Here is a 25,943-nt window from a genome sequence, read left to right on the forward strand (position 1 = left end):
AGCCTATGCGCCAGCGTGACGTTCGAGGAATGTGAACAGCTCAGTGTCATCTACGCCAGGGAATGTTCCCGAGGGCAGCGGAGAGAGAACGTGTGCGTGCATTCGGGCACTCGGCCAGGCCTTGCCAGCCCAGCGGCTGGTGAGATCTTCAGCAGGAACCTTGCAGCAGTTTTCACTGGGGCAGGTTGATACTTCTCGGTTGTCGGTGTCGCGACCTCGGAACCATTTAGCGTCATCGAAGGGAACACCCACACTAATCGAGAAGACTTCCTTCTCGCCGGTTCCTGTTTGGGTCGAATCCCAGAAGGTTCCGCCGGGGGTGTCGGTGTATTGGTAGAACTCGTTGGTTCGGTTGGTGCGTTCGAATGCCACACGAGCTGGCCACTTGCGACACACAACCTGGCCTTCAATCGAACCGTTTGCGTCCGCGGGGATACGTAGGCCGTCATTGGCATAGCCACGGAAAATACCCTCACCTTGGTTCACTCGCAGGAAGTGAGTGCGCAGCCCTAAGTGCTCGGTGGCGAGGTTGGTAAAGCGCAGAGCGGCAGCTTCGTGGGTGACGCCAAAAGCATCACGGAAGTCCTCAATGGCAATGTTGCGTTCCTTCTTAGCGTTCTGCAAGAACGCGACCGAACGCGAGCGAGGCATGAGGCAGGCAGCAGCGAAGTAGTTGATCTCGAGGCGCTGCTTCAAAAACTCGGCATAGGTGTGGGGTTTTTCGTGGCCCAATACGCGGTGTGCCATTGCTTGGAGTGCCATGGCGCGCAGGCCATGACCGCCGGGGATAGAGGCAGGGGGTAAGTAGATACGACCGTTTGCCGTATCTGTGACGGAACGAGCCGAGCTGGGGAGGTCATCCACGAAGATGAGCTCGAAACCTAGGAGGTTGGCCATTTCTGCGACGGTGCGGTGCATGAGTGCACCAGATTCGTGCCCGGTGCGCTTAACCAGATCTTCCGCGAGCTCATCGAGTTCGGGGAGGTAGTTGTTCTTCTCCCGCATGATGGCTTGCAACTCAGTGTTGGCGCGACGCGCCTCTTCTGGGGTAGCAATGGATTGACGTGAACGACGTTCCATTTCTTTGTGCAGTCCCACGATGGCTTCGAGAGCATCATCGGTGAGACCCTTGGTGCTGCGCACCGCAGGCAAGTTGAGGGAGGTGTAGAGCTCAGTCTGTTGCAGGCGCTCAAGTTCAATTTCGAGCTCGGAACGTCGATCGGGGGCTTCGGTGCTGAGGAGTTCTGGAACGCTCACGCCCACAGAAGTGGCGATGGCGTTGAGCAGGGAGAGCTTGGGTTCGCGCTTACCGTTCTCAATCAGGGAAAGCTGGCTCGGCACAACGCCGACGGCGTCGCCGAGCTGCTCCAGGGTCATTCCGGCAGTAATGCGGAAATGTTTGATTCGTTTACCCAAAATCATCATGTCAGAGGCCATTTCTTTACAATACGAGAAAAACAGCAAATATTTCTAGTGAAAACGGGGAACTTTTCTGTATACAAGGGTCAATACTTGAAATATCACCAAGTTTTACTTCCCTCGAAGCTTGGTCGAGACAAAGGAGACTCAGATGTCGATCGCAGACCTCACTCACACCGAGCCCATTGCTCAGTCTGAGGTGCCCATCGCTACTGACCTCAACGCACCCCCCTTCGTCACTCAGCGTGCTCTGCTGCACTGGGTTGCCGACATTGCCAAGCTGACCAAGCCAGAGCGCATCGAATGGTGCGACGGTTCAGACGCTGAATGGCACCGACTCACTGCTCTTCTTGTTGATGCAGGATCGATGATTCCTCTCAACGCTGCGAAGCGCCCCAACTCTTTCCTGGTTCGCTCCGACCCCGATGACGTCGCTCGTGTGGAAGACCGCACCTTCATCTGCTCGGTCAACGAAGCAGATGCAGGCCCTACCAACAACTGGCGCGACCCCGACGAGATGAACGCTGAACTGCGTGGCCTCTTCGACGGTTCTATGCGTGGCCGCACGATGTACGTCGTTCCTTTCTCCATGGGTCCTTACGGTGGCCCCATCTCTCAGGTGGGTATCCAGCTCACTGACTCTCCCTACGCTGTACTCAACCTGCGCATCATGACCCGCATGGGCTTTGACGCACTCGCGCAGATCGACGAGAAAACCCCCTGGGTTCCAGCTGTTCACTCGGTTGGTATGCCTTTGGTTGATGCAACCGGTCGTCGTGTTGACGACATAGCCTGGCCTTCAAACTCCACCAAGTACATTTGCCACTTCCCCGAGACTCGCGAGATCTGGTCCTTTGGTTCTGGCTACGGCGGAAACGCACTGCTGTCCAAGAAGTGCTTCTCGCTCCGTATTGGTTCTTTCATGGGTCTGCAGGAAGGCTGGCTCGCTGAGCACATGCTGATCCTCAAGCTCACCTCACCCGAGGGCAAGGCGTACCACATGGCCGCTGCGTTCCCTTCGGCATGCGGCAAGACCAACCTCGCCATGCTTCGCCCCACCGTTCCCGGCTGGAAGGCCGAGACCATCGGTGACGACATTGCATGGCTTCGCCCAGGAGCTGACGGTCGCCTCTTCGCGATCAACCCTGAGGCTGGATTCTTCGGTGTTGCTCCTGGTACGGGAGAAAAGACCAACCCTGTCGCGATGGATACTGTGGCCTCCAACACCATCTTCACTAACGTGGCACTCACCGATGACGGCGACGTCTGGTGGGAGGGCATGACCGAAGCAACTCCTGATCACCTGATCGACTGGCGCGGTGAAGAGTGGACTCCAGATTCTGGCCGTCCCGCAGCTCACCCCAACTCGCGCTTCACGGTGCCCATCCAGCAGTGCCCCACCCTCTCTGAGGAATGGTACGAAAATGCAGGTGTTCCTCTCGACGCCATCATCTTCGGTGGTCGTCGCGCGACCAACATCCCACTCGTGGCTGAAGCATTCGACTGGCAGCACGGTGTCTTCATCGGTGCCACCATGTCGAGCGAGCAGACAGCAGCAGCAGAAGGAACCGTGGGCGATCTGCGTCGCGACCCCTTCGCCATGCTTCCCTTCTGTGGCTACAACATGGCTGACTACTGGGGTCACTGGCTCGAGATCGGTAAGACTCTCGGCGACAAGGCTCCCGCCATCTTCCAGGTCAACTGGTTCCGCAAGGATGCAGACGGATCTTTCCTGTGGCCTGGCTTCGGTGAGAACTCCCGTGTTCTCGAGTGGATTGCTCGTCGCGTAGACGGCGACGTTGCTACTGAGAACGCGCCCATGGGTCGCGTTCCTGCTGCTGGCACTTTCAACCTCGAAGGTCTCGACGTCACAGACGAGGCAATGGAGAAGCTTTTCCACGTAGACCGCAACATGTGGACTGCAGAGTGCGACCTCACTGAGGAGTACTTCGACAAGTTTGGTGACCGCGTTCCTGAGGCGCTCACTGATGAACTGGCTCAGCTACGAGGACGTCTCACCACGTAGAACTACTGAGCCATTACCGACAATTTATTGTCGGACGAGTGAACCGAGCCATTGTCTCTATGACTCGGTGAGAGGATGGGGCTGAACATCTGGAGGGAAACTGATGACCAGCCCCATCTTCTCCTCACTTCCTGAGGACCAACAACCTGCCACCAAGCTCGACGAGCTCGTCATGGTGATGGCAAAACTTCGTGCCCCCGGCGGATGTCCCTGGGATGCCGAGCAGACTCACGAGTCGCTGATCAAGTACTTGGTTGAAGAAACGTATGAGCTCATCGATGCCATTGAGTCAGGTGACCGTGACGAGATGATCGAAGAGCTCGGCGATGTGCTCTATCAAGTCATCTTCCACGCCGACCTTGCTTCGAACACCCCTGGTGAAGAATTCGACATCCAAGATGTCGCCGCTCACATGACCGCCAAGATGGTGGGCCGTCACCCCCACGTCTTTGGCGAGAACAAGCTCGAAACCGCCGATGACGTCATGGCTGTGTGGGATGACCTGAAGAAGCAAGAAAAGCCCGGCAGAACCTCCACCCTAGATGGTATTCCTCAGTCCATGCCTGCCCTCGCGCTCGCCGAGAAGCTTCTGGGCAAGGCAGAGAAGGTGGGCTTGGAGAAGCAACACCTCCCGGATCCACCCATCTGGGCTGACGAAGATGAGGTCGGCAGCATTCTGCTGAGCATCGTTTCTTCAGCACGTGAACAAGGCTTTGATGCTGAGAAAGCACTGCGTGTGCGGCTGCGTGAACTGCAGGAAGACATTCGAGAGGCAGAATAGATACATGGCTCGTGACGTATCTCCTCCCCGTGGCATGCGGGATTTCCTGCCTCTAGAGAAGGCAAAGCGCGAACGCGCTTTACGCGTTATCCGGGATGTGTACTCCAGCCATGGTTTTGAAGAGATCGAGACTCCTGTTGTTGAGGACTTTGAGCGCCTGCACTCTGGCCTCGGCGGCGACAACGAGAAGCTTGCTTTCAGCGTGCTCAAGCGTGGTCTCGACAAGGAAGCGCTTGAAGCAGCGGCGAACTCAGGCGATGCTCACGATTTAGCAGACCTTGGTCTGCGGTTTGATTTGACCGTGCCTCTGGCCCGTTTCTATGCCACGCACCGTGCGGAACTACCTTCGGTGTTCCGTGCGATTCAGATTGCCCCTGTCTGGCGCGCTGAGCGTCCGCAGAAGGGTCGCTACCGCCAGTTTGTGCAGTGCGACATCGACATCATTGGTGAAGCCGGTCAGCTCGCTGAGGTTGAGCTCATCACGGCCACCTCTGCTGTTCTCTCGATCCTGGGTCTTCAGGGTTGCACCATTCGCATCAATGACCGCCGCATCCTTGCGGGCATCCTGGATTACTGCGGATTCGCCGAAGAGCGTTTTGGTTCCGCCCTGATCTCGATTGACAAGCTCGACAAGATTGGCACCGAAGGCGTCGTCAAGGAGTTGTCGGAGACTGGCCCAGATGCGGCCGCTGTCCTGGGCGGACTGCTGAAGCGCATCGAACCACACCTGGCATCCGGTGGCGTTCCGATGACCACTGCAGACATACTTTCTGTCCTGCCCGACGGCATCGATTCTGATGCAGTGGCAGATCTGGAGACCTTGGCCAAGGCGCTGACGAACTTGCCTTCGGGCGTTGAAGTTCGCTTCGACCCCACTCTGGTGCGCGGCATGGGTTACTACACCGGCACCATCTTTGAGATTGCTCACCCCGAGTCAGGTTCTTCTGTCGGTGGCGGTGGTCGCTATGACGGCATGATTGGTCGTTTCCTCGGCCAAGACGTTCCTGCAGCAGGCTTCTCTATTGGTTTCGAGCGCATTGTTGACCTCATTGAGGTCGACGACGCTGCGGCGTCAGACAGCGTCGTGCTGGTGCACGATGCTGTGTTGGATAGTGCTGATCTGAGTGTGTCTGCACTGATGGGCTTCAAGAGCGAGCTCATTGCTGCCGGCAAGCGTGTGCGCTTGGAAAAGCGTGCCAAGAACCTCACTCCTGTGCTCGATCGAGCTCGCGAAGCCGGATTTGGCTCATTTGCCTTTGTTTCTGCGGAGACTGCGAGCGCCAAGGACTTGGTCTTCAAGGACCTCGCCTAGAATTACTAGTAATTCCCTCCCTTTTTCTTATCTAAATACACATCACACAAGGAGATACTGTGGCCCTCATTGACGCCATTGGCGCACGCGAAATTCTCGACTCTCGCGGTAACCCCACCGTTGAAGTAGAGGTTCTGCTCGAAGATGGCGTGCTTGCCCGCGCTGCAGTCCCATCCGGTGCCTCCACCGGTGCGTTCGAGGCCTACGAACTTCGCGACGAAGACAAGAACCGTTACCTCGGTAAGGGTGTCCAGAAGGCTGTTGACGCAGTCATCGACGAAATCGGCCCCGCACTCGAAGGCTTCGACGCTGCTGACCAGCGCCTCATTGACGGCGCCATGATTGAGCTCGACGGCACCGAAAACAAGAAGCGCCTCGGTGCTAACGCCATCTTGGGTGTTTCTCTTGCTGTTGCCAAGGCTGCTGCAGATTCTGCAGACCTTCCCCTGTTCCGTTACGTTGGCGGCCCGAACGCACACACTCTTCCTGTTCCTTTGATGAACATCATCAACGGTGGTGCACACGCTGACACCGGTGTGGACATCCAGGAGTTCATGGCTGTTCCTCACGGTGCAGAGAGCTTCTCGGAAGCTCTGCGCTGGGGTGTGGAGATCTACCACTCGCTCAAGTCACTTCTGAAGAAGAACGGTATGGCTACTGGTCTTGGTGACGAGGGTGGATTCGCTCCTGACCTCCCCAACAACCGTGCAGCTCTTGAATTCATCGTGGGCGCCATCGAGCAGGCTGGCTTCAAGCCAGGCAAGGAAATTGGTCTGGCACTTGACGTTGCCGCATCTGAATTCTTCAAGGATGGTTCGTACCACTTCGAGGGCAACAAGCGCACCTCTGAAGAGATGTCTTCCTACTACGCAGAGCTCGTTCGCGACTTCCCATTGGTTTCCATCGAAGACCCACTGGATGAAGACGACTGGTCCGGTTGGACTCACATCACTGCAGAGCTCGGCGACAAGCTCCAGCTCGTCGGTGACGACCTCTACGTGACCAACCCTGTTCGCCTGCAGAAGGGTATCGACCTCAAGGCCGGTAACTCCATCCTGGTCAAGGTGAACCAGATTGGTACCCTCACCGAGACTCTCGATGCAGTATCTCTTGCACAGCGTCACGGCATGAAGGCCATCCTCTCTCACCGTTCTGGTGAGACTGAGGACACCACCATTGCTGACCTCGCCGTTGCAACCGACTGCGGTCAGATCAAGACTGGTGCACCTGCACGTAGCGACCGCGTCGCGAAGTACAACCAGCTTCTGCGTATTGAAGAAGAACTGGGTGAAGCAGCTGTCTACGCAGGCAGCAGCGCATTCCCCCGCTTCTCCGCCTAAGGAACATTCGGCCCTTCATGGCTAACAAAAACGTTCGCGTTCGTAAGGTTCCGGTGGCTCTAGTCACCGGAACCACGAAAGCGGGCGTCTGGCTCGGCAGCATTCGCTTGTCGGGCTTTTCCATTTTGATTATGAGCCTGACATTGTTGGGCATGCTGGTACTTGCGCCCAATATCAAGATCTGGATTGAACAGCGTCAGGTTATTGCCGACTTGCAGGCAGAGGCTAATCTCAAAACCTCACAGATCAGTGATCTGGAAAAGCAGCGTGCTCGCTGGGATGACCCTGCCTATGTCCGTGCTCAAGCCCGTGACCGTCTCTACTACGTCATGCCTGGTGAGATCAGCTACCTCGTGATCAATGACGCCACGATCGATGATCTCAAGCGTGAGAAGGCCACTGCGTCACTCCAAGACACCAGCACAGACTGGGTCTCTGGCTTGCTCAAATCTTTCCTCATTGCCGGTTTGGGAACGCCCACACCTGAGCAAGTGCAGCCCACCCCCTAAGAAAGTTATCTATGCGCCCGCCATTTGACCCCGCTACCGACGACGACATTCGCATTGTGTCGGCGCAGCTTGGTCGACCCGCGCGCGACGTTATCGGTATTCCTGCCCGCTGTGTCTGTGGTGCTCCGACAGTGGTCGCGACTGCGCCCAGACTGTCAGATGGAACTCCGTTCCCCACCTTCTATTACTTGACTCACCCTGCCGCCACTATTGCCATGTCCGACTTGGAAGCAACCCAGGTGATGGCAGAGTTCACGGATATTTTGAACGCCGATGAAGACATGCAGAAGCAGTACCTTGTCGCTCATGAGCAGTTCATTGCCGACCGTGAATCCATTGCTGTCGTTCCTGAGCTTGATGGAATCTCCGCTGGCGGCATGCCGGTCCGCGTGAAGTGCCTTCACGCCCTCGCCGGTCATGCCTTGGCAGCCGGTCCTGGCGTGAACCCCATTGGTGACCTTGCCCTGGCACGTTCATCGTGGTCTCCTGAGGTGTGTCAGTGCATCGACTACGACGCGGTTTAGCCTCCATATCCGTTCTTGCCTTCACCTTGTTGGCGGTCTTCTCGGCAACCCCTGCACGTGCTGACTACATTCGAGATCTTGAATACTGGCTTGGAGATTACAACTTCTATCAAGCCTGGGATGTGACCCAGGGTGACGGTGTGCTGGTCTCTGTCATTGACTCCGGTATTGGTTATGCCCCTGATATCAACGCAGCTGTTGTTGGAGGGGCAGACTTCTCAGGCATTGGTTCGCCTGATGGCCGCACCCCGGTGGGGGAGTCACCCGATCACGGCACGCTCGTTGCTTCTGTGCTTGCTGGCCGCGGCACGGGTGGAAATAACGGCGTGATCGGTACTGCGCCACAAGCGCAGTTGCTGTCAGCTTCGGTGGCCTTCGGTGTTGAAACCGAGATCCCTTCAGATGAGCAGATTGCCAACGCCATTATCTGGTCTGTGGATCAGGGCGCGAAAGTGATCAATATGTCACTGACCCGCAACAGCCTGGAATGGCCCACCAGTTGGGATGACGCGTTTATGTATGCCTTTGACCACGATGTGGTCATTGTGGCGGCAGCCGGTAACCGTGGCACAGGAACTACTGAGGTCGGGGCTCCCGCAACCATTCCCGGTGTGCTGACAGTGGCTGGACTCGACGTCAACGGCGAAGCAAGCTACGACGCATCTAGCCAGGGCATCACCATTGGTGTCTCCGCGCCATCCGAAGCTCTTGTCGGTGTTGCTCCCGGTGGCGCTTATATGAAGTGGTCTGGCTCTAGTGGGGCAACGCCCATCGTCGCAGGTCTGGTTGCCCTTGTTCGTGCCTCGCACCCCGAACTCGATGCCAACAATGTGATCAACCGCATCATCTCCACGGCAACCCCGGTTGGTGACGTCCCCAGTCCCATTTATGGCTACGGCAAGATCAACGCGTATGCCGCTGTCACGGCGGAAGTTCCCCTCGTGAAGGTGAACCCATTGGGTTCTCTGGCCGAGTGGATCAAGCTGTACCGCCGTGGAAGTTCCACCAACACAGCAGAGCCCTGGGACACTTCGGCTCCCACCCCAGCGCCCCTACCTTTCGATAGCGGGAATATTCCGGGACTTCCAACCCTGTATCAGCTGACCACGGTGGGTGTTCCGTTACTGTTTTTCGCTGGATTCGGTACGATTGTAGTTATCGGGTACATCGTTGTTGCTCGAAGACTTCGTCCTGTTGTTCCGCGTGAAAGTTCCCTCCACGAAACAGACGAGACGCCCTAACCCCACTTTGTCTAGCTGGAGACGTATTACTGTGCCCAAGATTCTTATTGTCGGTGCTGGTTACGCAGGTTTTTATACCGCGTGGAAGCTCGAAAAACTGCTCCGTAACGGAGAAGCAGAGGTCACTATTGTTGACCCACTGCCCTACATGACCTACCAGCCATTCCTGCCCGAAATTGCAGCTGGCTCCATCGAGGCACGTCACGCTGTTGTCGGTCACCGCTCACACCTCAAGAAGACCCGCATCATCTCGGGCAAGGTAGTTGGCATTGACCACAAGAAGAAGACTGCAACCATCGTTCCCAACGCAGGCAAGGAATTTGCAGAGAAGTATGACCAGGTCATCTTCACCGCTGGTGCTGTTTCTCGCACCTTCCCCATCCCTGGCATTGCAGACAATGCAATCGGCCTGAAGACCATCGAAGAAGCAGTTGCGATCCGCGACCGCATCCTCTCCAACTTCGACAAGGCAGCTCAGCTTCCTGCAGGTCCTGAGCGTGACCGTCTACTCACCGTCACCGTCGTGGGTGGTGGCTTCGCAGGAATTGAAGTTTTCGCAGAGCTTCGCTCACTGGCCTCTGACCTGATCAAGGACTACCCAGAGCTCACCTTCGATGACACTCACTTCCACCTCATCGAGGCCATGGGTCGCATCATGCCTGAGGTTTCCCTCGAAACCAGCCACTGGGTTCTCAAGAACCTTGCTGAACGTGGTGCTCAGGTTCACCTCGACACCCAGCTTCAGTCGGCAGAAAACGGACTCATCCAGCTCTCCACCGGTGAGAAGTTCGAGTCGGACCTCATCATCTGGACCGCTGGTGTCATGGCTAACCCCATGCTCCGTGCAACCGACTTCCCCCTCGACGAGCGTGGCCGTCTGCGCGTTCGCGCTGACCTGCGCGTTGAGGGCGACAAGGGTGTTATCGAAGGCGCCTGGGGTGCTGGAGACGCAACCGCATGCCCCGACCTTTCTGGTGGCGGCGTTGGCGGTTACTGCGTTCCTAACGCTCAGCACGCTGTTCGTCAGGGCAAGCTCATGGCTCGCAACATCGTTGCAGTCTTGCGCGGCGAAGGCCCCACTGACTACTTCCACAAGAACCTCGGTGCAGTTGCAGGCCTCGGCCTCAACATCGGTGTGTTCCAGTCCGGCAAGATTGCCCTCAAGGGTTACATTGCCTGGCTTGCACACCGTGGTTACCACGGTCTGGCTATGCCTTCCTTCGAGCGCAAGTTCCGCGTCGTGGGTGGCTGGTGGAACAACTTCTGGTTGGGACGCGACATCGTTTCTTTGTCTGCACGTGAGACCCCTCGCGCAGCATTCGAAGAGTTCGCTTCACGCCCAGCACCAGCAGCAGCCAAGGTTGCCGCAAAGCCTGCAGCTAAGAAGCCCGTTGCCAAGCCTGCTGCAAAGAAGGCTGTCGCTAAGAAGGCTCCTGCAAAGAAGCCTGCGGCTAAGAAGTAATTACTTCCAAAGCACGAGGGAGGCTGTCATAGCCTCCCTTTTGCTTTGCTAGCCTGAGAAGGTACGCCCCCATAGCCCAATCGGCAGAGGCAATCGACTTAAAATCGATCCAGTGTGGGTTCGAGTCCCACTGGGGGTACCAAATTTCCACAAAATAACAAAATACTTTGTAGTTTGCACTTATAAGTGCAATACTTTCTGTTACCTACAGAATGGATTCCCACATGAAGTCTGCAGTACTTAGTGGAAATGACCTTGTTATAGATGAGGTCCAGAATGCACAAGCGCAAGATTTACTCGAAAAAACTAAAGATTGCCGCAAGCTTATTTTCTCCGTGTCGCTCGAGAACGGAGAAATTGTTGAACTGCCAACCCAGCTTTCTCGAGTTTTAGAAGCTGTGATTGAAACAGCGGCACAGGGTGGCAGAACTTCTTTTTCTTCTGTTCCTTCCGAACTTACCTCTGCGGCTGCTGCCAGGCTTTTGGGGCTGTCACGGCCCACTTTGATGAAACTAATCGCTGAGCGACAGATTCCATCTCACAAAGTGGGTACACACACGCGAATCAAAACCGATGATCTTCTTGCTTACAAAGCCAAGCGAGCTGATATGCAAGCTCGGGCAGTTGAAGAAATGCGAGAGCTGTCTGATCGCATCGGTGATCTTTAGGCACAAAATAGATGATGTTTACGGGAATGAGAATATTCGTTGACGCGAATGTTCTTATGTCGCGCACCATCAGAGATTGGCTTTGCTTACTCAGAGTCGAATCTAAAGGTGGAATGTTTACCCTCGTCACATCTGAAGATGTATTGGCCGAAGTTGAATACCATTTGCGTCGAAAAATTCCCGATGCCGATGGGGAAGTAATTGTTAGCCTCAGAGGAAAAATAGTTTCTAGTTTCGATGAAGTTCTTACTGGTTTTCCTGGAAATCTTCCTAACCCCACGAGTGACCCAAATGACCTGCACGTACATTGTGGAGCTATTTCATCTGGTGCAGAGATTTTATTGACTCTTGACTCCGGTTTTTTGGATTTAGAAGAGCAAGTACTTGACGTCTTGCCCTACGAAGTAATGACCCCAGATAGCTTGTTCCTGCTGATTGATGATTCTGCCTCACGAATAGTTCGACGAACTACTGTTAGACAACTCGCATATTGGCATGAAAAACGTCTGAGTAGCAGTCTGGCCAGCAAGCTTCGAAGCTCAAAGTGTGATCTTTTTGCCAATCGCGTCGAGGAGCACCTCAAAAATCTTTCTGGGGTTTCTGCGAACAGGAAATCTAATTAGCTTAAGAGTTGTTCCTTGCGGATGGGATTCAACTTTCAGCATGAGCAGATCGAGGCATCTCATGAAATTGTTCTATTTAGTTCGCAAATAATTCTGATGGACTTACGTCTAATGCAGATGCGATGCGATGAATGTTATCGAGGCTGACGTTTCTTTCCCCTCGCTCCACGCCGCCAATGTATGTGCGGTCAAGCCCTATCTCATGTGCAAATTCTTCCTGAGAGAGCCCCTGTTCGCTCCGCAAAGCACGGATCCGGTCGCCGAAGGCTTTCCTCTGCTGAATCTCACGGACACCTGCGCTTGCCATAATTCAAAGCTTTAGGAATACGCACTATAAGTCCACGGACTATGAGTATCATTAAGATTACTTGGGGGGTCAAGGGGGCCTCCCTCTCTATTTAGGGAGTAGTCAAATGACTGAATCAGTGACTAACAACAAAGGCTCGGGGTTAGCAATCACTGCTCTCATCCTTGGCATTGTTGCAATTCTTTCCAGTTTCATCCCACTCGCGGGAATCTTCCTCGTGTGGGCGCCAGCGATTGTGGGCCTTATTCTGGGCATTATCGGCTTGACCGGAGGGCGCCCTAGTCGTGTCATGGCTCTCATCGGCGTGATTCTTTCGGCACTTTCAATCGTTCTTGTGATTGCTTTTACCGCGGCTGCAGTTGGAGCTGTGAGTTCTGCAATAGATGAAACTGCTGCGGTTTCTGAATCTTCTGAAGTTTCAGAAGAAGCTGCCGGAGCAAGCGAATTCGTTTATGAAGTCACTGGCGATGGCGGTAGCGCAATGATTACTTACGCTTCTTACTCAGATGGAGAATATTCTTCACAGTCCGCTAATGGTGCACCATTGCCATTCAGCTACACGGGAACTCTCGCTGACGGTGGAATTCTTGACTTCTCAAGCCTCTCACTCGTTGCTATTGGAACAGACTCCACCACAACACTCAGCTGCAAAATTACTGTCGATGGTGAAGTTGTATCGGAAAACACATCAACTGGTGCTTACGCATCTGTTATGTGCAGTCAGTCTGACTCAGGTTTCTAAATAACCAATTAAAAGAATCCTCTTTTGCTGACTAGCAAAAGAGGATTCTTTGTTTTGTGGAACAAGTAGAAATTATCGTCGCCGATAGGTAGTTCTGCGATGTGAGACCAAGACAATCTCAATCATGATTTCATTCTCGAAGATTTCATAAATCACTCGGTATTCACCACGTCTGGCAACCATCATGCCTGCGAGATCCCCTCTGAGGAGTTTGCCTATCCGATGTGGGTTCTCAGCAAGCGGCCCGTAAATGAACTCAACGACTGCGGCAGCTACCTTCTGGGGGAGCTGGATTTCAATGGCAACTCGTGCAGCGGGAAGTATTTTGACGGAATAGGTCTGTTTCATTCGGGCATTCTGGCAGCGATGCTCGCAAGCAGTGTTTCTTTATCCACAGCCATACTCAGCCCTGCTTTTTGCTGGGCCAATGCCACGCGAAGTTGAACCATGGTTTCCTCGTCGCCAAGGATGTCGATGGTCTCAACCAGAGAGTCATACTCATCAGCACTCATGAGCACAGCATCTCTGGCCCCGTTGCGAGTGATTTCAAAGATTTCTTGAGTGGTGACAGCTGCCTCAACGAGTTTGGAGAGGTTAGCTCTGGCTTCAGCAAGGGGAAGAGTTGTCATGTACAGAATTCTAGCGTTAATGAACTATGCCCGACAGAGGTGTGAATAACTACCCTTGCGTGAACCAACGCATCTCGTAGGGTGCCAGGGGAACGCCCGCTCCGATACTGAAGCTGTGGCCGGTGAGATGATCGGTCACATTTCCGGTGAGGCTACCCAGTTCTGTTGCTGTGAGCCAGCGCGGGCTGTCGGAGAGGTTGTAGACCTGGACTATGTCGCCTGCGGGGTGAACTCGGTCAAAGATGACCACACCTTGTCCAGTGCCCTTGCGCACCTTCGTGGCAACGCTGGCATGGAGTGAAGGCAACGTCTTTCTCACCTCGATGACGTGCTTGAGGCGGTTATAAATCATGCCCGCTGCTGTGTCATCGAGCTCGCCAGCTGCTGCCGCGTCGGCAACTTTCCAGTTCATCTTGGGGCGATGTAACCAGCGGTTATCTTCGGCCTTTGTTTCGTCCTTGAGATAGCTGTGGTCATTGAGTAGACCAATCTCATCACCCATATAGAGCAGGGGGATTCCGCCGAAACCAAAGACCATTGTGTAGGCGCACAGGTAGCGCTCAATGGCAAGGGAGAGCTGTTTCTCGTCCTTGAGCTTGAGTGCCTTCTCAATACCCGCCAGGCTGGCTCCGGTGCCCGAGGTTCTCCGCTCACCGCTGACGGGGTCTGGCATAAATGCTTCACCTGTGGCGAGGGAGCCATAGAAACTGCCTTCAAAGTATTCGGCCAAGAACATGCGGTGGTCGTGACCGTTCAGGCCCACTTCGTGGGCATCGGTGTCATCGATGGCCCAGCCAATGTCATCGTGACAACGCAGATAGACGCCCCAGGCGGTGGTGCTAGGCAGACCTGCAAAGCGGGACATGGTGTGAACCATGAGGGTGGCATCCTTGGCCGCGATAGCCGACCAAATCTGCACCATCAAGCTGTTGTGATACGCCAGGTCAGACACCTTGCCGGCGTGCTTTCCTTCACCGAAGTAAGCACCGACCTGTGCGGGGCCCACGATTGCTTCTGCTTTGAAAATCATGGCAGGTGAGAAGATCTTGGTGAATGCACGCAGGGCCTGGGTAATGACGTGAACCTCGGGTTCACCCTGACAGATAGTCCCCATCCGCTTCCACATAAATGCAATGGCATCTAAGCGAATGCAATCAATGCCGTGATTTGCCAGGTTGGAAATGATGTCGGCGTATTCGCAGAACACGGCAGGGTTCGACCAGTTCACGTCCCATTGGTAAGAGTTGAATGTGGTCCAGACCCAGCCCTTGAGGTCGTCGTCCCAGGTGAAGTTTCCAGGAGCAAAGTCAGGGAAGACCTCGAGCAGGCTCTTCTCGAATTGATCTGGGATGGTTCGGTCCGGATAGACATAGAAATAGTCGCGATAGGTGGCATCGCCAGAGCGTGCTTTCTCTGCCCATTCGTGCTCGAGGGCCACATGGTTGAGCACCAGGTCCAGAGTTAAGGAAATGCCGGAGTCATGAAGTTTGTCTGCTGTGGTGCGCAGTTCCTTCATTGAGCCGAGATCGTCCCGAAGAGAGCGGTAATCCATGACGGCATAGCCGCCATCGTTGGCGCCTGGGCGGGGCTTCAAGATGGGAAGCAGGTGGAGGTAGGTCACACCCAGGTTCTCAAGATACGGAATTCGTTTGGTGATTCCCTTGAGATTCTTTGCAAAGAGATCTGCATAGGCGACATAGCCAATAGTTTCGGGGCTTTGGAACCAGTCTTGTTCCAGCACGCGCTCGCGGTCCCGCTGCTGCAAAGACTCATCTCGCTGCAGGTGGGCCGCAGCCATCACCTCGATGAGCTGGGGCAGTGCCGTCTCGATCGGATAAATCTCAGCTAGGGCATCAACGAGGTCCCCACCCCAACGATCGAAGCGGTCAAGCAGGTCTTGCGCGCCACGAGTACTGGTGCCTACTAATCCTTGGAGCTGCACGCGTGCAGCATCGACAAGGTCGGGGAAGTGTTGCATAGGGGTGGGACTCCATTGTCTCTAACCTGTCCGTCTCTTAACAGGTTGAGAAAAGTGTATTCCTGCGGATGCTCCAATAGGAACCGTTGGATTGAATCGTGACCGAACAGAAACTAGTTGGTTGGTGCGGGGACTTTGCGAATGCGGAAGCTGATCCACGCTGCCACTGCACACAGTGCAGCAGCTCCGAACCAGGCCAGGGTGTATTCACCGGTCTGGTCACGAATGATTCCCGCAGTCAAAGCGGCGATGGACGCACCCACCTGGTGTGAAGCAAAGACCCACCCAAAGACAATGGGCCCCTTCTTCCCGAAGACTTCATTACAAATAGCAATGGTCGGGGGAACAGTGGCAACCCAGTCCAAGCCATAGACCACGATGAAAATAATCAAACTGGGCTGGATGGTTGCCGAGAGTAAAACTGGCAGAAGAAGCAGAGAAATCCCGCGACCGAAGTAGTAAATACCTAACAGGATGCGTGGGTTGACGCGGTCGGTGAGCCAACCAGAAGCGATGGTTCCTACGATGTCGAAAATGCCCACTGCGGCTAAGAGCCCAGCGGCTGTCGTCTCGGGCATCCCATGATCATGCGCCGAAGGGATGAAGTGCACGCCAATGAGACCGTTGGTTGTTGCTCCGCAGATGGCAAAGCCTGCTGCCAACGCCCAAAAGGTGCGGGTCTTGGCTGCTTCGCGGAGGACGGTCAGGGCATATTTTGCAGGGTTGCCGGTGGGGGGAGCTTCGGCGGCTTCTGCAGCAACCTTGGCTGCTGCTGCTTCACTCTCGCCGTAGCGACGAACTCCTAGCTCCGCGGGGGAGTTGCGCATAAAGAGCAAGATCAGTGGCACAACTGCCAGAGATGCTCCAGCAATCACGAGTGACGCTGCACGCCAACCGGAGGTGGTGACCAGCCCCGCCATCACGGGCAAGAAGACAAGCTGTCCGGTTGCACTACCAGCGGAGAGAATTCCAGAAACAAGGCCTCGTCGGGCCACAAACCAGGTGTTGGTGATCGTTGCGGCGAAGACCAATGCCATCGAGCCTGAGCCCAAGCCGATCAGGATGCCCCACGTAAGAATGAGCACGAATGGGGTTGTTGCAAAAATGCTGAGGGCACTGCCGGCAGAAATCAGAAGAAGAGCACCAGTAGTTACTTTCCTAATTCCAAACCGGTTCATCAGTGCGGCAGCAAAAGGTGCGGTGAGGCCGAACAGCAAGATATTGATAGAAATGGCCAGTGAAATGGTGGCACTACCCCAGCCGAATTCTTCTTGGAGCGGCACCATCATCACGCCCGGAGCTGAGCGGAAACCAGCGGCACCCACCAGGGCGAGGAAGCCTACCGCGGCTACGATCCACGCGGGGTGAATCAGGCGCTTGCGCTGAGAAGACATTGCACAAGCCTACTGAGATTCCATCCCGTCATTGAGGGAAAAAGTATTCACGATTCTCTCGGCAGACATCCAGCTTTCTCGTCGTAACATGGAGGCATGGATGTACTGCTCCCCGTACTTGGTCTCATTGTCGTTATTGCCGCTGTCGTAGGTATTTACCTGTGGTCTACCTACAACGCACTGGTCACCCTCAACGTTCGGGTTGATGAAGCATGGAGCGACATTACTGTCCAGCTCAAGCGTCGAGCAGACCTCATTCCCAACCTGATTGAAACGGTGAAGGGATATGCCGCCCATGAGAAGGGCGTCTTTGAAGCTGTCACCAAAGCTCGTGCTGAGACCCTTTCCGCCAGCACTCCTGCTGCCGCAGCTGAGGCTGAAGGCCACATGCAGTCTGCACTCAAGAGCATCTTTGCTGTTGCTGAGGCCTACCCCCAGCTGCATGCGAGTGAAAACTTCCTCCAGCTCCAAGGTGAGCTCGTCGACACCGAGGACAAAATCCAGGCAGCTCGTCGTTTCTATAACGGAGGCGTGCGTGAGTTCAACACCAAGATCCTCACCTTCCCCAACAATATGTGGGCAAACAAGTTGAAGTTCGACAAGCGCGACTTCTTCGATGTTGCGGATGCTGCAGCAATCGCTGAGCCTCCCCGTATTCAGTTCTAATCAGAACCCTCGAGAGCTAGAGCTCTATGTATTCCGCTATTGCTGCGAATAAGCGCAACACCATCTTCATCATGTTGGTGTTCCTTGTGATTATTGGTGGCTTGGGCTGGTTCGCTGCCTATATGTATGGCGATATCAACATTGCCATCTTTACTGTGGTCATCGCTGCTGCCTACGCCTGGTTCCAGTACTACCTTGCTGGGTCGCAGGCGCTCTCTATGGCGGGTGCCATCGAGATTCAGAAAGCTGACAACCCCAGGTTGTTCCGCATTGTGGAGAACCTCTGCATTTCCACCGGCACTCCCATGCCCAAGGTGTACATCATCAATGATCAAGCCCCCAATGCTTTTGCCACGGGACGCGACCCACAGCATGCCTCAGTTGCTGCCACCTCTGGCCTTCTTGACCTCATGGATGACGCAGAGCTCGAAGGCATCATGGCTCACGAGCTCGGTCACGTGCGCAACTATGACATTCGCGTCTCCATGATTGTGTTTGGCTTAGTTGTCGCCGTCGGTTTTCTGGCAGACATGCTTGTACGGATGTCCTTCTTTGCCGGCAACCGCCGAGACGATAACGGCGGGGGCGGAAACCCCGTGGTGATGATTTTTGGCCTTGTGGCCATGATCATTGCCCCTTTGGTTGCCACCATGGTTCAGCTCGCGATTTCCCGCCAGCGTGAATACCTTGCAGATGCAACGGGAGCCCTCACCACCCGTCATCCCGAAGCACTTGCAAGCGCCCTGCAGAAGCTGGGCGCTTATGGCCGACCCATGCAAAAGCAGAGCTCGAGCATGGCTCATATGTGGATTGCAGACCCCGAGAAGCCAGGTCTAGCTGAGCGGATGCTCTCAACCCACCCACCCATCGCGGAACGCATTGAGCGTCTCCACGAAATGGGTGGAAAGTTCTAGTGCCCTAAGATTTGGTTATGACCTCGAAGCGCATCGCTGGCCCCACTCTGGAAGAGTTTGAGGCTGCCCGCGCCACCGTGGCCAAGGTGGCGCAGTCCACCCCGATGGAAACTTCTCGTTACCTCAGCAGCGTTCTGGGTTCAGAAGTCTTCCTCAAGTGCGAAAACCTGCAGCGCACCGGAAGCTACAAGCTCCGTGGTGCCTATAACCGTCTTTCCCAGCTCACCGCCGAAGAGCGAGCAAAGGGCGTCATTGCAGCTTCCGCAGGCAACCACGCTCAGGGTGTTGCTCTGGCTGCCCGTGAACTGGGTATCAAGGCCACCATTTTTATGCCGTTGGGCGTAGCTCTTCCCAAGCTCGAAGCAACTCGTGAATACGGTGCTGAGGTCGTTCTCACCGGCAACATCTTCAACGAGTCGCTCAAGGCTGCCAAAGAGTTCGCTGCAGAGTCTGGCGCCATCTTCATTGCTCCGTTTGATCACGAGCATGTGGTTGCTGGTCAAGGAACTCTCGGCCTTGAAATCCTGGACGAAGTTCCTGACGTGGACACCATCATTGTTCCTATCGGTGGCGGTGGCCTCATCTCTGGCGTTGCCTCTGCTGTCAAGCAGAAAGCTGCCAAGCTGGGCCGCACTGTGCGCATCATTGGTGTGCAGGCAGAAAATGCTTCGGCCTATCCCGCATCGCTTGCTGCTGGTGAACCCGTCACTGTGGATGTTCACCCCACGATCTGTGACGGTATTGCTGTTGCGCGCCCGGGAACATTGAACTTTGACATCATCAAGGACACCGTCGATGAAGTCGTCACCGTCTCCGACGATGACACCGCACGTGCATTAGTCATGCTGCTCGAGCGAGCAAAGCTCGTCGTCGAGCCAGCTGGTGCTGTGGGCGTTGCTGCCATCATGGCGAAGAAAATCAAGAAATCTGGAAAGACCGTAGCCATCCTTTCCGGTGGAAACATTGACCCTCTACTGCTTCAGCGCATCGTGGGACACGGTCTTGCAGCGTCTGAGCGTTACCTCAAGCTCCGCGTCATGCTTCCTGACCGCCCCGGTCAGCTTGCTCGCACAGCAGAGATCGTGTCTGAGCAGAACGCGAACGTTGTTGAGGTACTTCACACTCGTCACGGCCGTGGTTTGCAGATCAGTGAAGTCGAGCTCGAACTCCACATCGAAACCCGTGGCAAGGAACACCGCAAGCAGGTCGTCAAGGCACTGCGCGACGAGGGTTTCAAGGTTCGCATCAGCGACGACATCTAGACTTAACGAACAACGCCTCCCCATTGGGGAGGCGTTGTTGTTTAAAGCTCTGTTAGCCGGTGAACGTGGCCACGTTGATGACCTCAATAGCAATGTCCTTGCCGTTAGGGGCGGTGAAGACAGTCTTCTCGCCGACCTTGAGGCCCAGGATGGCAGCGCCCATGGGGCTGCTCTCGCTGTAGACGGTGTAGTCAGTGCCGGCAGCGATCTCACGGTTACCGAGGAGGAAGACAGATTCTTCGCCTGCGATGGTGGCGGTGATGACCGTCCCGGTTTCAACAATTCCGGAGCTCTCAGGGGCTTCGCCTACTTTGACGTCCTTGAGGAGTGCCGTCAGAGTGCGAATACGAGCTTCAATCTTTCCCTGCTCGTCCTTGGCGGCGTGGTAGCCACCGTTCTCCTTGAGGTCACCCTCTTCGCGGGCAGCTTCAATACGCTTGGCAATGTCTGCGCGACCATCAACGCTGAGGGAGTCGAGCTCTCCCTTAAGGCGGTCATACGCCTCTTGGGTGAGCCATATTTCTTTGGTTTCTTCGCTAGCCATAAGTTTCAGCCTAGGTGAGCCAACAACGGTAAACCAAACCCGTGGTGGCGGGTTGGCTGGTGATGATGGTCTCTGAAATATCGCGGATGCGCTGCTCGGATGGCGGGTAGACAAAAACCTTCCACCCCACAATGGCAAAGGCAGTGTTCTGCGCTTGAATAGCGCAGGCCACTTCGTGGCCTGGTGTTGCCGTCAGCTCGAATTCCACGGTCACGCTCGTGTCCGTCAGGCTGTTGTAGCCGAGGTCTCTAGCTTCTGCTTTGGGGCCAAAGCCCAGAGCGTCGGTGGTGATGCCCCAAACTATGACAGCGATGATGATGACCGCTGATGTGATGATCACACCGAGGTTACGGCGGATGGGTCCCCGAGGAGTCGCTGGACGACCGTAGCGGTCAGCGAGAGTGTTCTCGGTGCTCATGGGACTCCTTGTGCAAAGCGGGCTCACAGGTTTTCGGCGGTACGCTCTATATCAAGGCTATTGGCTAGAAACCCCTCGGAGGAACCGTGCTGTTTGCAGAAGAAACCATTGACCCACAGTTGGTCTCACCTGGTCCTGTAGGTTTCTTTGCCACCATCTTGGTCGCCGGCCTCACCCTGGTCCTGTTGTTGGACATGGTTCGTCGGATGCGCAAAGTAAACTTGCGTGCCGACATCAAAGCCAAGCTCGATGCTGAAGAAGCTGCAGAAGGCTCGGCTTCAGAGAAGTAGGCCTATGTCCAACCAGTTTGGAATGTATTCAGAGCAATACAACAACGACTACTCCCAAGAGCAGAACGAACAATTCACTGCCGCTTTTGACGCCATTACACAGCAGTTTGTGGCTGGCATGAACGAAGGACTGCCAGCGAGCGCTGAGGCACTCCAAGAAGCAGTGCGACAGCATTACGTGTTCACTTCCCAGTTCTGGAAGCCCACTCGCGAGGCCTACAAGAACTTGGCACTGAGTTACATCATGCCTTCGCCCTATCGGGACACCTATGAAGGTATTGCCGAAGGTTTAGGTAAGTATCACTACGACGCGATTGTCGTCTGGGCGGACAACAACCTCTAAGCGTTGTAAGCGGGGTGCAGAGCAATCAGCAAGATTGCCGTCCAGTGGCACATAAATGCCACCACCGTGAGGGTGTGGAAGATCTCGTGGAAGCCGAAAACTCCAGGAATGGGGTTGGGCTTCTTCATTCCATAGATCACAGCACCCGCTGTGTAGGCAAGACCACCCAGGATGACGAGCACCATCATGGCCACGTTGGCTTGGAAGAGGTCAACCACGTACATCATGGCTGCCCAGCCAAGCAGGATGTACAGCGCCACATAAAGCCAACGTGGAGCGTGCACCCAGAACACTCGGAACAAGATTCCTAGAGTCGCACCAATCCACACCAGCACCAGGAGTAAGACTCCCTTACTGGGGGGCAGTGCCAGCACGGCTAGAGGCGTGTAAGTACCAGCAATAAGAAGGAAGATGTTGGCGTGGTCAAAGCGCTTGAGCATGACCTTGGTCTTCGGGCTCCAGTTGAACCGGTGATAGAGCGCAGAGATACCAAACAGCAAGAGAGAGGTGGTCATGAAGACCGCCGAGCTCCACTTAGCGGCCGGGCCATCAGCCAACACGATCAAGACAACGCCGGCAGCAATCGCCAGGGGGAAGGTGCCGGTGTGAATCCAGCCACGCCACGTGGGCTTCACCTCAACATGAGGAAAGGATTCAGCATCTTCAATCAGCGGCAAGCTCATGATTTTTAGCATACGCCTCTTGTTTGTGACGTTGCTGGGCGTAGACCCTGATGTTTGGGCGTTTGATTCGGTAAAGTCGGGGACGTGATGTCGCGCGCCAATAAGACAGGTCTGCTCTATGGCCTGTACCAAAAGCGTCTGCGTCGGGGGCTCAACAAGGACAATCTTCCGCACCACATTGGAATGATTGTCGATGGCAACCGGCGGTGGGCCAGAGAGCGGTTTTTAGAGAACCCTTCCCACGGTCATCGTGCTGGTGCGCAGAAGGTTCCTGAGTTCCTGGTGTGGTGTGATGAAATCGGCATCGGAATGGTCACGCTCTACCTGCTCTCCACCGACAACCTCACCGGTCGTGACCAGGGAGAGCTCGGAGAGCTCTACGGCATCATTGGCGAACTGGCTGAGGGCCTGTCCCATTTCCGCAACTGGAAGATCAACCACGTGGGCAAAGATGACGTCCTGCCCCAGGATCTGCTTGCCACACTGCTTGCTGCTGAGGAGCGCACGAAGAACAACACTGGCCTGCACGTGAACCTCGCTATTGGTTACGGCGGGCGTGCAGAAATCGCTGACGCGGTGCGCAGCATCATCTCCGAACACCAAGGTCATGGCGGCAGTTTGGACCAGCTTGCAGACAAGCTCACACCTGAACTCATCAGCGATCACCTCTACACCGGCGGACTGCCAGACCCAGACCTCGTGATCCGCACCTCGGGCGAACAGCGCCTATCTGACTTCATGCTGTGGCAGAGTGCCCACTCTGAGTTCTACTTTGTGGAAGCCCTTTACCCCGACCTGCGCGAGGTGGATTTCCTTCGTGCGATGCGTGACTACTCGCGTCGCGAGCGCCGCTTCGGCGGATAGAAACTCCCTCTTAACCGACCGAACATTTCGCTCCGGTGACACTTAGATGAACACAGGGCGTGTCGTCACTGAAGTGTGTCTCCTCGGTCGTACTTTCATCACATGAGCCCACAAAGTAGTGGCGCAAAGACTGGTCAGTCCGGTCAGCGCCAGAAGTCCACTTCCTCATCCACAACCGAGCGTGTCTATGTCTTAGATACCTCGGTTTTGTTGTCTGACCCCCAGGCACTTTTCCGCTTTGCGGAGCATGCAGTGGTCATTCCCGTGGTGGTGATTAGTGAGCTCGAGAAGAAACGCCATGATCCCGAGATCGGTTACTTCGCTCGTCAGGCACTGCGCATCCTTGACGATCTGCGCGTCAAGCACGAACGTCTCGACTTCCCCATCCCCATCGGAGAGGGTGGTTCGCTTCGCGTTGAACTGAACCACTCCAATCAGGCCGTGCTTCCTTCGGGTCTGCAGCTCGGGGACAATGACAGCCGCATCTTGGCTGTCGCCATGAACCTCGCCAACGATGGCCTCAACGTCACCGTGGTGTCCAAAGACCTCCCCATGCGCGTCAAGGCATCCTCCATTGGTATGAGTGCCGAGGAATACCGAGCAGAGCTCGCTGTCGACAGTGGCTGGACCGGCATGGAAGAGATCACCCTCAGCGCAGATGAGATGGCAGTTCTCTATGAAGAAGAAGTCATTCGCACCAGTGTTGTGAAAGACACCCCCATTAATACAGGGCTCGTTATCCACTCCGACCGGGGCTCTGCACTGGGTCGTGTGACAGATCGCGGGGAGATCAACCTCATCCGTGCTGACCGCGACCTCTTTGGACTGCACGGCCGTTCGGCCGAGCAGCGCCTCGCTATCGACATGTTGCTAGACCCCAGCATGGGAATCATCTCCATGGGTGGTTCTGCAGGAACTGGTAAATCAGCACTGGCACTGTGTGCCGGGCTGGAAGCAGTCCTCGAGCGCCAACAGCACAAGAAGATCATTGTGTTCCGTCCTCTCTACGCAGTTGGCGGCCAAGAACTTGGTTACCTCCCCGGAGACAAGGACGAAAAGATGAATCCTTGGGGTCAAGCAATCTTTGACACCCTCGGTGCTCTCGTCTCAGACAACGTCATGAACGAAGTCGTGGACCGCGGCATCCTCGAGGTGCTTCCACTGACCCACATCCGTGGTCGCTCTCTCCACGATGCCTTCGTCATCGTGGATGAGGCACAATCACTTGAACGCAATGTTCTCCTGACAGTGCTCAGCCGTATTGGTCAGAACTCCCGCGTGATCTTGACCCACGATGTTGCCCAGCGAGACAACCTGCGGGTTGGTCGCCACGACGGTATCGCCAGCGTGATTGAAAGCCTCAAGGGTCAAACCCTCTTTGGTCACATCACCTTGACCCGCTCAGAGCGCTCCGCAATCGCCGCGCTCGTCACCGACCTCCTGGAGCGCCAGGAAGTCCTCTAAACGCCACGCGAACAGTCGGGGAGGAGAACACTCTTCGTCGGCTCACCCGCGGACTGTGGAAAGCCCTCGCCAAGCGGGGGCTTTCTGCATTAGTGTCTGGGCATGACGCTGTGGCAAATCATTCCCCTCGCTTACCTCGCGGTGGTGACGATTCCGTTGGTGCGGATCGACTGGAAGACCCACAAGCTGCCCAATGTGTGGGTGATGCCTGGTTATGTGGCACTGGTCATTGCGTGGATAGGCGTCTGGATGACCACGGGTGAATACCCGATGATTCCTGCCATTTCTGCCGCCGGCTACTTCACCTTCATGCTGCTGCTGAGTTTTGGCGGAGGAATGGGCATGGGAGACGTGAAGCTCGCTGGGTTACTGGGAGGAACAGCAGGTCTGATTAGCGTCCCTGCGGCCATTCTCTCGCCTGTTCTGGCCTTTGTTGCCGGGGGAGTGGCATCTGTGGTGGTACTTATTGTTACTTTCTCCAGACGCTCAGATTTGCCTCTGAAACAAGCGTGGGCAGTGACCAAGCAAACCCGCATTCCTTTTGGGCCTTTTATGTTGCTTGGGTTCTGGGTAGCGGCAGCCCTGATCTTTTTCGTTGAATGAAATGAGCACGTCTCATTACACTGAAGGTGCGGGTTACAAATAGGAGGTGACCGCATGGGTGACGCAGAGATTCGCGAGAGCGGGCAGTCAGTTACCTCGCGCGCGCTGAGTATTCTCGCTGCCTTTGAAAACACCACCGGTTCTCTCTCTGTCTCGCGTATTGCTCAGCGAGCTCATTTGCCTCTGTCGACTACTTACCGCCTGATTGCGGAGTTGGAAGAGTGGGGTGGGCTACGCCGCGGTTCTGATGGCAAGTATCAGATTGGCTTCCGCATTTGGGAGCTGGGACAGATGGCGGGACGTCGCTTGCGCGACCGTGCCCACCCTTTCTTGCAGGACTTGTTTGAACTTGCTCACGAGAACGTTCACATGGCTATTCGTGAGGGTGTTCAGTCTCTCTACGTCGACAAGATTTATGGCACCAAGCACATGCCGAAGATTTCTCGTCTCGGCGGCCGTTTACCTCTCCACGCCACTGCAGTGGGCAGGCTTTTGCTGGCTTCCCAGCCCGACTGGTTCGTTGATGCTTATCTCGAGCGTGAACTCGAAGCGCCTACGCCCAAGACGGTGACCGATCCAGTTGAACTGCGCGCCATCATCGAAGAAGTGCGTGCAACCAACTACTCCGTGACAAACGAACAGATGCGCCTGGATGCTATGTCCTTGGCGGTTCCTGTGGTCTTCAACGGGGGAGTTGTGGCGGCCGTGGGCCTTGTATTTGACTCACACCGCTCGCGAGAAGTGCCACGCCTACTTCCCATGCTGCGAGGCACGGTGGAGCGCATTGAAAACGTCATGCGCGGCGGCACTGCAGGCCTGCACTAACGCCCGTTTTTCCACTTCCACAAACAGACATTCCACTTTCTCATTCAATGAGAAGATTTTGTATACGCCACTTGATATTCGTTACAAGATGAATTCAAACGTATTCAAGGAG

29 protein-coding genes and 1 tRNA gene are annotated in these 25,943 nt (G+C 55.4%); 21 read left to right on the top strand and 9 right to left on the bottom strand.

Translation table 11 applies throughout. From position 1 onward, the window contains the following. Positions 1–3: 3 nt before the first annotated feature. Positions 4–1,437, bottom strand: coding sequence for an XRE family transcriptional regulator (locus M2118_RS00860; RefSeq protein WP_280794073.1), 1,434 nt, complete (start codon positions 1,435–1,437; stop codon positions 4–6). A 133-nt stretch (positions 1,438–1,570) separates the two neighbouring features. Here M2118_RS00860 and M2118_RS00865 point away from each other — a divergent pair, with 133 nt between their 5' ends. From M2118_RS00865 to M2118_RS00915, 11 genes are all read left to right on the top strand, one after another. Next, positions 1,571–3,445, top strand: coding sequence for a phosphoenolpyruvate carboxykinase (GTP) (locus M2118_RS00865; RefSeq protein ID WP_280794074.1), 1,875 nt, complete (start codon positions 1,571–1,573; stop codon positions 3,443–3,445). A 103-nt stretch (positions 3,446–3,548) separates the two neighbouring features. After that, positions 3,549–4,226: a MazG family protein gene (locus M2118_RS00870; protein ID WP_280794075.1), complete on the top strand. Its 678-nt coding sequence runs from the start codon at positions 3,549–3,551 to the stop codon at positions 4,224–4,226. Between the two features lie 4 nt (positions 4,227–4,230). Next, positions 4,231–5,538 (top strand): histidine--tRNA ligase, encoded by a 1,308-nt coding sequence (gene hisS, locus M2118_RS00875; protein WP_280794076.1) that lies wholly within the window; start codon positions 4,231–4,233, stop codon positions 5,536–5,538. 59 nt (positions 5,539–5,597) lie between these two features. After that, positions 5,598–6,878: a phosphopyruvate hydratase gene (eno, locus tag M2118_RS00880; RefSeq protein ID WP_280794077.1), complete on the top strand. Its 1,281-nt coding sequence runs from the start codon at positions 5,598–5,600 to the stop codon at positions 6,876–6,878. A gap of 17 nt (positions 6,879–6,895) precedes the next feature. After that, the gene (locus tag M2118_RS00885) at positions 6,896–7,387 is read left to right on the top strand and encodes an FtsB family cell division protein (RefSeq protein WP_280794078.1); all 492 of its coding nucleotides are present in this window, start codon (positions 6,896–6,898) and stop codon (positions 7,385–7,387) included. A gap of 11 nt (positions 7,388–7,398) precedes the next feature. Then, positions 7,399–7,911, top strand: coding sequence for a DUF501 domain-containing protein (locus M2118_RS00890; protein WP_280794079.1), 513 nt, complete (start codon positions 7,399–7,401; stop codon positions 7,909–7,911). Further along, positions 7,887–9,152, top strand: coding sequence for a S8 family serine peptidase (locus M2118_RS00895; RefSeq protein ID WP_280794080.1), 1,266 nt, complete (start codon positions 7,887–7,889; stop codon positions 9,150–9,152). Before M2118_RS00890 ends, M2118_RS00895 begins: the two co-directional genes overlap by 25 nt. Before the next feature lie 31 nt (positions 9,153–9,183). After that, positions 9,184–10,614, top strand: coding sequence for an NAD(P)/FAD-dependent oxidoreductase (locus M2118_RS00900; protein ID WP_280794081.1), 1,431 nt, complete (start codon positions 9,184–9,186; stop codon positions 10,612–10,614). Between the two features lie 65 nt (positions 10,615–10,679). Next, positions 10,680–10,756: transfer RNA gene (locus M2118_RS00905), tRNA-Leu, on the top strand. An 82-nt stretch (positions 10,757–10,838) separates the two neighbouring features. Next, positions 10,839–11,282, top strand: a complete 444-nt coding sequence (locus tag M2118_RS00910; RefSeq protein WP_277494813.1) for a helix-turn-helix domain-containing protein — start codon at positions 10,839–10,841, stop codon at positions 11,280–11,282. 56 nt (positions 11,283–11,338) lie between these two features. After that, positions 11,339–11,905, top strand: coding sequence for a PIN domain-containing protein (locus M2118_RS00915; RefSeq protein WP_280794082.1), 567 nt, complete (start codon positions 11,339–11,341; stop codon positions 11,903–11,905). A 76-nt stretch (positions 11,906–11,981) separates the two neighbouring features. Here M2118_RS00915 and M2118_RS00920 read toward each other — a convergent pair whose 3' ends face one another. After that, on the bottom strand, positions 11,982–12,212 hold the full coding sequence (locus M2118_RS00920; protein ID WP_280794083.1) for a helix-turn-helix domain-containing protein: 231 nt from the start codon (positions 12,210–12,212) through the stop codon (positions 11,982–11,984). A 106-nt stretch (positions 12,213–12,318) separates the two neighbouring features. Here M2118_RS00920 and M2118_RS00925 point away from each other — a divergent pair, with 106 nt between their 5' ends. Next, positions 12,319–12,954 carry an MmpS family transport accessory protein gene (locus M2118_RS00925; RefSeq protein ID WP_280794084.1) on the top strand — a complete coding sequence of 212 codons (636 nt, stop codon included), beginning with the start codon at positions 12,319–12,321 and terminating at the stop codon, positions 12,952–12,954. 72 nt (positions 12,955–13,026) lie between these two features. Here the strand turns inward: M2118_RS00925 and M2118_RS00930 are convergent, their stop codons facing one another. The 4 genes from M2118_RS00930 to M2118_RS00945 form a co-directional block, all read right to left on the bottom strand. After that, complete coding sequence (locus M2118_RS00930; protein ID WP_280794085.1) at positions 13,027–13,302, bottom strand: type II toxin-antitoxin system RelE family toxin; 276 nt, start codon at positions 13,300–13,302, stop codon at positions 13,027–13,029. Next, positions 13,299–13,583, bottom strand: coding sequence for a type II toxin-antitoxin system Phd/YefM family antitoxin (locus M2118_RS00935; protein WP_280794086.1), 285 nt, complete (start codon positions 13,581–13,583; stop codon positions 13,299–13,301). Before M2118_RS00935 ends, M2118_RS00930 begins: the two co-directional genes overlap by 4 nt. Positions 13,584–13,632: 49 nt before the next feature. Then, positions 13,633–15,561 carry an alpha-amylase family protein gene (locus M2118_RS00940; protein ID WP_280794087.1) on the bottom strand — a complete coding sequence of 643 codons (1,929 nt, stop codon included), beginning with the start codon at positions 15,559–15,561 and terminating at the stop codon, positions 13,633–13,635. 113 nt (positions 15,562–15,674) lie between these two features. After that, positions 15,675–16,955: an MFS transporter gene (locus M2118_RS00945; RefSeq protein ID WP_280794088.1), complete on the bottom strand. Its 1,281-nt coding sequence runs from the start codon at positions 16,953–16,955 to the stop codon at positions 15,675–15,677. Positions 16,956–17,051: 96 nt separating this feature from the next. Here M2118_RS00945 and M2118_RS00950 point away from each other — a divergent pair, with 96 nt between their 5' ends. The 3 genes from M2118_RS00950 to ilvA are packed head-to-tail and all read left to right on the top strand — an operon-like array spanning position 17,052 to position 19,797. After that, a complete protein-coding gene (locus tag M2118_RS00950; RefSeq protein WP_280794089.1) occupies positions 17,052–17,621 on the top strand; it encodes a LemA family protein in 570 nt (189 codons plus the stop codon). A 26-nt stretch (positions 17,622–17,647) separates the two neighbouring features. Beyond that, a complete protein-coding gene (locus M2118_RS00955) occupies positions 17,648–18,535 on the top strand; it encodes a M48 family metalloprotease (RefSeq protein WP_280794090.1) in 888 nt (295 codons plus the stop codon). A gap of 17 nt (positions 18,536–18,552) precedes the next feature. Next, positions 18,553–19,797 (top strand): threonine ammonia-lyase, encoded by a 1,245-nt coding sequence (gene ilvA / locus M2118_RS00960; RefSeq protein WP_280794091.1) that lies wholly within the window; start codon positions 18,553–18,555, stop codon positions 19,795–19,797. A gap of 52 nt (positions 19,798–19,849) precedes the next feature. Here ilvA and greA read toward each other — a convergent pair whose 3' ends face one another. Both greA and M2118_RS00970 read right to left on the bottom strand, forming a co-directional pair. After that, positions 19,850–20,341: a transcription elongation factor GreA gene (gene greA / locus M2118_RS00965; RefSeq protein ID WP_280794092.1), complete on the bottom strand. Its 492-nt coding sequence runs from the start codon at positions 20,339–20,341 to the stop codon at positions 19,850–19,852. 10 nt (positions 20,342–20,351) lie between these two features. Next, entirely contained in the window at positions 20,352–20,759 is a 408-nt protein-coding gene (locus M2118_RS00970) for a DUF4307 domain-containing protein (RefSeq protein ID WP_280794093.1), read from the bottom strand. Positions 20,760–20,845: 86 nt separating this feature from the next. Between M2118_RS00970 and M2118_RS00975 the strand changes: the two genes are divergently transcribed. Continuing rightward, on the top strand, positions 20,846–21,049 hold the full coding sequence (locus M2118_RS00975) for a hypothetical protein (RefSeq protein ID WP_280794094.1): 204 nt from the start codon (positions 20,846–20,848) through the stop codon (positions 21,047–21,049). Positions 21,050–21,053: 4 nt separating this feature from the next. After that, positions 21,054–21,392 (top strand): TipAS antibiotic-recognition domain-containing protein, encoded by a 339-nt coding sequence (locus tag M2118_RS00980; protein ID WP_280794095.1) that lies wholly within the window; start codon positions 21,054–21,056, stop codon positions 21,390–21,392. On the opposite strand, the gene trhA is transcribed toward M2118_RS00980, so the two are convergent. Further along, positions 21,389–22,075, bottom strand: a complete 687-nt coding sequence (gene trhA, locus M2118_RS00985) for a PAQR family membrane homeostasis protein TrhA (RefSeq protein WP_432418368.1) — start codon at positions 22,073–22,075, stop codon at positions 21,389–21,391. The genes M2118_RS00980 and trhA overlap by 4 nt on opposite strands. 87 nt (positions 22,076–22,162) lie before the next feature. Here trhA and M2118_RS00990 point away from each other — a divergent pair, with 87 nt between their 5' ends. The 4 genes from M2118_RS00990 (at position 22,163) to M2118_RS01005 (ending at position 25,831) form a co-directional block, all read left to right on the top strand. Then, positions 22,163–22,939, top strand: a complete 777-nt coding sequence (locus tag M2118_RS00990; RefSeq protein ID WP_280794383.1) for an isoprenyl transferase — start codon at positions 22,163–22,165, stop codon at positions 22,937–22,939. A 102-nt stretch (positions 22,940–23,041) separates the two neighbouring features. Continuing rightward, positions 23,042–24,403: a PhoH family protein gene (locus M2118_RS00995; RefSeq protein ID WP_280794097.1), complete on the top strand. Its 1,362-nt coding sequence runs from the start codon at positions 23,042–23,044 to the stop codon at positions 24,401–24,403. Between the two features lie 102 nt (positions 24,404–24,505). Next, complete coding sequence (locus tag M2118_RS01000) at positions 24,506–25,006, top strand: prepilin peptidase (protein ID WP_280794098.1); 501 nt, start codon at positions 24,506–24,508, stop codon at positions 25,004–25,006. A gap of 54 nt (positions 25,007–25,060) precedes the next feature. Then, complete coding sequence (locus M2118_RS01005) at positions 25,061–25,831, top strand: IclR family transcriptional regulator (RefSeq protein WP_280794099.1); 771 nt, start codon at positions 25,061–25,063, stop codon at positions 25,829–25,831. The last annotated feature ends 112 nt before the right edge of the window (positions 25,832–25,943 follow it).

It is taken from the genome of Aurantimicrobium minutum (assembly GCF_029892845.1).
Classification (GTDB): Bacteria; Actinomycetota; Actinomycetes; order Actinomycetales; family Microbacteriaceae; genus Aurantimicrobium; species Aurantimicrobium minutum_B.

What these genes read in the sequence shown, in the direction of transcription:
- M2118_RS00860 (WP_280794073.1), bottom strand. Translation starts at nt 1,437, where the DNA reads ATGGCCTCTGACATGATGATTTTGGGTAAACGAATCAAACATTTCCGC.
- M2118_RS00865 (WP_280794074.1), top strand. Translation starts at nt 1,571, where the DNA reads ATGTCGATCGCAGACCTCACTCACACCGAGCCCATTGCTCAGTCTGAG.
- M2118_RS00870 (WP_280794075.1), top strand. Translation starts at nt 3,549, where the DNA reads ATGACCAGCCCCATCTTCTCCTCACTTCCTGAGGACCAACAACCTGCC.
- hisS (WP_280794076.1), top strand. Translation starts at nt 4,231, where the DNA reads ATGGCTCGTGACGTATCTCCTCCCCGTGGCATGCGGGATTTCCTGCCT.
- M2118_RS00885 (WP_280794078.1), top strand. Translation starts at nt 6,896, where the DNA reads ATGGCTAACAAAAACGTTCGCGTTCGTAAGGTTCCGGTGGCTCTAGTC.
- M2118_RS00890 (WP_280794079.1), top strand. Translation starts at nt 7,399, where the DNA reads ATGCGCCCGCCATTTGACCCCGCTACCGACGACGACATTCGCATTGTG.
- M2118_RS00910 (WP_277494813.1), top strand. Translation starts at nt 10,839, where the DNA reads ATGAAGTCTGCAGTACTTAGTGGAAATGACCTTGTTATAGATGAGGTC.
- M2118_RS00915 (WP_280794082.1), top strand. Translation starts at nt 11,339, where the DNA reads ATGTCGCGCACCATCAGAGATTGGCTTTGCTTACTCAGAGTCGAATCT.
- M2118_RS00920 (WP_280794083.1), bottom strand. Translation starts at nt 12,212, where the DNA reads ATGGCAAGCGCAGGTGTCCGTGAGATTCAGCAGAGGAAAGCCTTCGGC.
- M2118_RS00925 (WP_280794084.1), top strand. Translation starts at nt 12,319, where the DNA reads ATGACTGAATCAGTGACTAACAACAAAGGCTCGGGGTTAGCAATCACT.
- M2118_RS00930 (WP_280794085.1), bottom strand. Translation starts at nt 13,302, where the DNA reads ATGAAACAGACCTATTCCGTCAAAATACTTCCCGCTGCACGAGTTGCC.
- M2118_RS00935 (WP_280794086.1), bottom strand. Translation starts at nt 13,583, where the DNA reads ATGACAACTCTTCCCCTTGCTGAAGCCAGAGCTAACCTCTCCAAACTC.
- M2118_RS00940 (WP_280794087.1), bottom strand. Translation starts at nt 15,561, where the DNA reads ATGCAACACTTCCCCGACCTTGTCGATGCTGCACGCGTGCAGCTCCAA.
- M2118_RS00945 (WP_280794088.1), bottom strand. Translation starts at nt 16,955, where the DNA reads ATGTCTTCTCAGCGCAAGCGCCTGATTCACCCCGCGTGGATCGTAGCC.
- M2118_RS00950 (WP_280794089.1), top strand. Translation starts at nt 17,052, where the DNA reads ATGGATGTACTGCTCCCCGTACTTGGTCTCATTGTCGTTATTGCCGCT.
- M2118_RS00955 (WP_280794090.1), top strand. Translation starts at nt 17,648, where the DNA reads ATGTATTCCGCTATTGCTGCGAATAAGCGCAACACCATCTTCATCATG.
- ilvA (WP_280794091.1), top strand. Translation starts at nt 18,553, where the DNA reads ATGACCTCGAAGCGCATCGCTGGCCCCACTCTGGAAGAGTTTGAGGCT.
- greA (WP_280794092.1), bottom strand. Translation starts at nt 20,341, where the DNA reads ATGGCTAGCGAAGAAACCAAAGAAATATGGCTCACCCAAGAGGCGTAT.
- M2118_RS00970 (WP_280794093.1), bottom strand. Translation starts at nt 20,759, where the DNA reads ATGAGCACCGAGAACACTCTCGCTGACCGCTACGGTCGTCCAGCGACT.
- M2118_RS00980 (WP_280794095.1), top strand. Translation starts at nt 21,054, where the DNA reads ATGTCCAACCAGTTTGGAATGTATTCAGAGCAATACAACAACGACTAC.
- trhA (WP_432418368.1), bottom strand. Translation starts at nt 22,075, where the DNA reads ATGAGCTTGCCGCTGATTGAAGATGCTGAATCCTTTCCTCATGTTGAG.
- M2118_RS00990 (WP_280794383.1), top strand. Translation starts at nt 22,163, where the DNA reads ATGTCGCGCGCCAATAAGACAGGTCTGCTCTATGGCCTGTACCAAAAG.
- M2118_RS00995 (WP_280794097.1), top strand. Translation starts at nt 23,042, where the DNA reads ATGAGCCCACAAAGTAGTGGCGCAAAGACTGGTCAGTCCGGTCAGCGC.
- M2118_RS01000 (WP_280794098.1), top strand. Translation starts at nt 24,506, where the DNA reads ATGACGCTGTGGCAAATCATTCCCCTCGCTTACCTCGCGGTGGTGACG.
- M2118_RS01005 (WP_280794099.1), top strand. Translation starts at nt 25,061, where the DNA reads ATGGGTGACGCAGAGATTCGCGAGAGCGGGCAGTCAGTTACCTCGCGC.